The organism is Gordonibacter sp., from assembly GCF_036667095.1.
Classification (GTDB): domain Bacteria; phylum Actinomycetota; class Coriobacteriia; order Coriobacteriales; family Eggerthellaceae; genus Gordonibacter.
The window spans coordinates 1-5107 of record NZ_JAVWUP010000105.1 but is presented as its reverse complement, the minus strand read 5'-3'; the positions used below and the strand labels follow the sequence as shown (position 1 = coordinate 5107).

Here is a 5107-nt window from a genome sequence, read left to right as displayed (position 1 = left end):
ACCGATGGATCGTCGGATCGCGAAGCATCCGAGGAATATGCGGGCGATCAGTTTCGCTCCGATAGCATGATGCTGGTGCGCGTCGATCCGCAGGGCAAAAAGGTGGCGATGGTATCGCTGCATCGCGACACGCTGGTTGATATGGGCGAATACGGGCAGAACAAGCTGAATGCAGCCCACGCTTTCGGTGGCGCGGCCTTTACGGTGGAGACGGTGTCGAAGATGGCCGGCGTTCCCATTACACACTATGCCGAAATTAACTTCGACGGATTCAAGGATATCGTCGATGCTTTGGGCGGTGTTGAGGTAGACGTGCCTATGGAGATCGACGACGAGGATGCCGGCGGGCAGGTCGATCAAGGCCTGCAGACCCTCAGCGGCGACCAGGCGCTTATCCTGTGCCGAGCGCGCCACGCCTATGACGAGTTCGGCGACGGCGACCGCTACCGTGCGGCTAACCAGCGCCTGGTGCTTTCCGCCATTGCGAAGAAGCTGCTGTCCTCCGATCTGGCTACCATGGCCAACACCGTGTCAGCGTTGGCGAACTACGTGACCACCGACTTCGAGATAGCCGATATCCTCTCCATCGCCCAAAGCATGCGCGGGCTTGACCCGGAAAAAGACATCTATACAGCAATGGAGCCCACGACCTCCTCCTATGTCGATGGCGGGTGGTACGAGTATCTGGACAAGCAGGCGTGGAAGACCATGATGGAGCGCGTGGAACAGGGGCTCTCACCCACCGAGGAGGCCCTGGTTGACGAGGCTTCGGGTACGGTACTGGCCACGACGGGCGAGAGCGGTGCGGAGCAAGGGACTGCGCCAGGCGGCGCTGCGACAAGCAAGGGACCCGCCAAAGTGACCGTGCAGAACGGCAACGGCACCGTCGGCGCGAGCTCGGTGGCTGCCGAGCAGCTGGAAGCCCAGGGCTATCAGGTGGATACCGGCAATGCCGACAACTTCGACTATGCGCAGACCATCGTGGTGTTCAAGCGAGACGACCAGGAGAACGAGGCCAAGAAGATCGCAAATGCTCTCGGCGTGGGAAAGGCCCAGCTTGATGACGGACGCTACACGTTCGACGGCGACTTTTTGGTAGTGCTCGGCTCGGACTGGTAACGTGCGATAGCTCCCCCGGGCGCTTCCGGGGCTCCTCAGTGCCGGAGTGTTCGCCACCCTTTGCTTCGCCTGTGCCATCCTCCCGCCCGCAACCTTTGGTGTCGCCTGCGTGTCTGCGCTTGCTCTCGATGCAACGGAAAGCGCTCCGCGCGCGGAGTGATGCCCAGCATGGTCTTTCGGGTGTCGTTGATGCTCGGCAACTCACCCTCTCGGGCCGAGGCCGGCCGTTTTTTCGCTCTGCTGGAGGGAGGTCGCCGAGCGCCCGTTTGCGTAGACTTTTCCTAACCGCTTTAGGGAAGGGGATTCTGCCATGTACGAGGAACTGTACGTCGCGCTGCCCGCTGTCGACCGGTATTGGGAGCGCTTGGGTCTGGCTCCTGCCGCCGGCCAGCCCGATGCCGCCCTGCTCGATCGCATCATCGGGGCCCACCAGCGCTCCATTCCGTTCGACAACCTCGATGTGTGCGATTTCCATCTGCCCGTTTCGTTGGGTATCCCCGATCTGTTCGAGAAGATAATCGTCGGTACGCGCGGCGGCTACTGCTTTGAGCTGAACGCCTTGTTCGATACTTTCCTGACTGAAGTCGGCTTTGAGGTGGCACCCTGTATGGCGCGCAGCTTGAAAGACTACGGTTACCTGCAGCCCGTCATGCACCGCGGTGCCTTGGTTACCCTGGACGGACGGCGCCTGTACTGCGATGTGGGGTACGGCGGCCCTCTGCCGGCCTGCGCGCTGCCGCTGGAGGACGGCGCGCTGGTGACCTCGTGCGGCCAGGTGTTCCGTGTCGATGCGGCGGCGGGATCGTGGTGGCATATCAGCTACTGCGGCTCGGTCGAAAGCGATGCCGAGCGCCCGGCCACGCCCGTGCTCGCCTTCCTCGACCAGCCTTTGGACACGGTCGACTTCGTGCCGCTGTCTCACTTTGCCTCCACGCATCCGAACAGCGTGTTCACGCAGCGGCGCATGGTGAACCGCCGTACCGACGACGGCAACGTGTCCATCACGGCCGACCAATTCACGCAGGTGGGTGCAGCGGGCAAGGAGCAATGGACGATTTCCGGCGAGGAAGAGTTCCGCGCGCTGCTGGCCCAGCATTTCGGCATCGTGTTGTCGCGTTAGCGAACTGCCTTTTCGCCGGCTTCCCTCTGCGGTTTTGCTATGATGGTGGTCGACAGGGGTACAAGCGAGGAAGCAGGACGCATGAGATTCACGATTGTGGCGGTAGGCAAGCTGAAGGAGCGTTTCTGGGCCGATGCCTGCGCCGAATACCTCAAGCGTTTGCAGCCTTATGCGCGCACGGAGGTCAAGGAGATCGCGGACATCGATCCCGCACGCGCTGGCGGCATCGAGGCGGCGCGCACCAAGGAAGGTGCCGCCCTATTGGCGGCTGTTCCGGCATCGTCGCATATGCTGCTGTTGGCCATCGACGGCAAGCAGCGTTCCAGTACGGGGTTGTCCCAACGGTTAGATGCACTGGGTCTGGCGGGGACAAGCGACCTGTCGTTCGTTATCGGGGGCTCCGACGGGGTCAGCGATGCGGTACGTGCGCGCGCCGACGAAACGCTTTCTTTCGGGTCCATCACGCTGCCGCACAACCTGGCCCGCGTCGTGCTGCTGGAGCAGCTGTACCGCGCCCAGAAAATATCCCGCGGCGAGCCTTATCACAAGTAGCGATAAGGAGCGAGGAGCCTTCATCGCTTGACGAAGCGCGCTTTCCGCCTCCTGCAGGCGGTTGTCGAAGTGACCCGTTTTTGCCACGCCAGATGAAATATACTGACGCTATACCGTACGCAAGTCCGTCGCCGTGGCGGGTACGACCCTGCCATGGCGACTCATACCGCCCCGCCGCCGTGGCGCGCGTAGGCGAAGGAGGAGAGCATGCGTTTCATCTCGTGGAATGTGAACGGCCTACGCGCCGTTCTGCAAAAAGGCTTTGAGGACATTGCGTGCGAGCTGGACGCCGACATCTTGGCGCTGCAGGAGACCAAGCTGCAAGAAGGCCAGGCTACGCTCGATCTGCCGCAATACCGCGAGTACTGGAGCTATGCCGAGAAGAAAGGCTACTCGGGCACGGCCATCTTCTGCAAGGAGGAGCCGCTGCAAGTGCTGCACGGTCTGGGCTTTCCGTACTTGGACACTGAGGGGCGCATCGTGGCGCTGGAATTCCCTTCGTTTTGGTTTGTGAATGTGTACACGCCGAACGCCCAAAACGAGCTGGCGCGTATTGCTCATCGTATGGAGTGGGACGATGCGTTTCGCGAGTTCTGCAAGGGCTTGGAGGAAGGCGTGTTGCCGTCGGGCGTTCCGGTGGAGAAGCCGGCGCCGGGCGAGGGACATGTGTCCCTGTCAGACCTGCCGCTGACGCAACCGGGAGATGTTGCCGATCCGAAGCCGGTCATCCTGTGCGGCGACCTGAACGTGGCGCACGAGAACATCGACTTGAAGAACCCCGGCCCCAACCGGGGCAAGGCCGGCTTCTCTGACGAGGAGCGCAACAAGCTTGACGAGCTGCTCGATGCCGGGTTCGTCGATACGTTCCGCCATCTGCATCCCGACGTGGAGGGCGCCTATTCCTGGTGGAGCTACCGCTTCAAGGCTCGGCAGAACAACGCCGGATGGCGCATCGACTACTTCCTGGTAAGCGAGGCCCTGGCACCGACGATCGAGAGCGCGTGCATCTACGACGAGGTGTACGGCAGCGACCACTGCCCTGTGGGACTGGAGCTAGCTCTGTAGGTTGCGGAGGGGGAGAGGTGTCTCGTCGCTGGTATCCCGGCCTGCTGCGGGTACTTGCATGCAGAAACCGCGTTTTGCCCCGGAGGGGTTCCGACGGGCTTCAAGGTGCGTGCTATGATACGTGCCGTTGCGATGCGATAGGAAAGAGCAGATGGATACAGCGAAAATTGAACAGGGCATACGCCTGATTTTAGAGGGTGTAGGCGAGGATCCCGAGCGAGAGGGGCTTCTCGATACGCCAGCGCGCGTGGCGCGCATGTACGAAGAGGTGTTCGCCGGCCTCGCGCAAGACCCCGCCGAGCATTTTCAAACGACCTTCGACGAACACCACGAAGAAATGGTGCTGGTGCGCGACATCCCGTTCTACTCCATGTGCGAGCATCATCTCGTGCCGTTCTTCGGCATGGCGCACGTCGCGTATATTCCGGCGGCTGACGGACGCATCTGCGGTCTGTCGAAGCTGGCGCGCCTCGTGGACGTGTTCGCGAAACGTCCGCAGGTGCAAGAGCGCCTGACCTCGCAGATCGCCGACACGCTCATAGAGCAGCTGCATCCCCAAGGCGTCATCGTGGTGTTGGAGGCCGAGCATTTGTGCATGAGCATGCGCGGCGTGAAGAAAGCGGGCGCGAAAACCACCACAAGCGCCGTACGCGGAGCCTTTGAGCGCAGTCAGGCCACCCGTGCCGAGGCGCTGTCGCTGATCTTCGCACGTCGCGATTGACGTTCGTGCCGAGGATGCCAGACGCTCGGCACTCGGCACTCGGCACTCGGCACTCGGCACCGGGCACCAGGCACCGGGCACTCGGCACCGGGCACTTGGGGCCCAACGAAAGCATCAGAATGTTTCACGTGAAGCATTGGTACGGAAAATTGAGCGCACGCCGTGCGCACGAGGAAAGGAACCACCCAATGAAGTGCGTAATCTCGGTTCTCGGCAAGGATCGCAGCGGCATTGTCGCCGCAGTATCGACGGTGCTCGCCGACTGCGGCGCGAACATCGATGATATCAGCCAGACTATTCTCAACGACATCTTCTCCATGACCATGCTGGTCACGCTCAGGCCCGAAACCTCCGACTTCAACGCTGTGCAGGAGCGCCTCGAAAAAGTAGCGGAGGATCTGGGTATGCAGATCGTTATCCAACGCGAAGACGTGTTCTCGTTCATGTATAAAATCTAGACGGGCCTGCCTAAAGCGGGCAGGAAGGCGAAGCTGCTGCAAGGCTTCGCCTTCCAAGGGGCTTACGCCTCG

6 protein-coding genes are annotated in these 5107 nt (G+C 61.7%); all 6 read left to right on the top strand.

Features of this window, described 5'->3' with window-relative positions; all coding sequences use genetic code 11:
• Positions 1-1119: LCP family protein (locus RR842_RS09530; RefSeq protein WP_332729588.1), on the top strand; the 1119-nt coding region annotated here is incomplete at its 5' end.
• Positions 1120-1429: 310 nt separating this feature from the next.
• Complete coding sequence (locus RR842_RS09525) at positions 1430-2239, top strand: arylamine N-acetyltransferase (protein WP_332729586.1); 810 nt, start codon at positions 1430-1432, stop codon at positions 2237-2239.
• An 81-nt stretch (positions 2240-2320) separates the two neighbouring features.
• The gene (locus RR842_RS09520) at positions 2321-2791 is read left to right on the top strand and encodes a 23S rRNA (pseudouridine(1915)-N(3))-methyltransferase RlmH (protein ID WP_332514232.1); all 471 of its coding nucleotides are present in this window, start codon (positions 2321-2323) and stop codon (positions 2789-2791) included.
• A 207-nt stretch (positions 2792-2998) separates the two neighbouring features.
• Positions 2999-3856, top strand: a complete 858-nt coding sequence (locus RR842_RS09515; RefSeq protein WP_332554232.1) for an exodeoxyribonuclease III — start codon at positions 2999-3001, stop codon at positions 3854-3856.
• 151 nt (positions 3857-4007) lie between these two features.
• Positions 4008-4577: a GTP cyclohydrolase I FolE gene (gene folE, locus RR842_RS09510; RefSeq protein ID WP_332514229.1), complete on the top strand. Its 570-nt coding sequence runs from the start codon at positions 4008-4010 to the stop codon at positions 4575-4577.
• Positions 4578-4765: 188 nt separating this feature from the next.
• Positions 4766-5035 carry an ACT domain-containing protein gene (locus RR842_RS09505; protein ID WP_332518533.1) on the top strand — a complete coding sequence of 90 codons (270 nt, stop codon included), beginning with the start codon at positions 4766-4768 and terminating at the stop codon, positions 5033-5035.
• Positions 5036-5107: the final 72 nt, after the last annotated feature.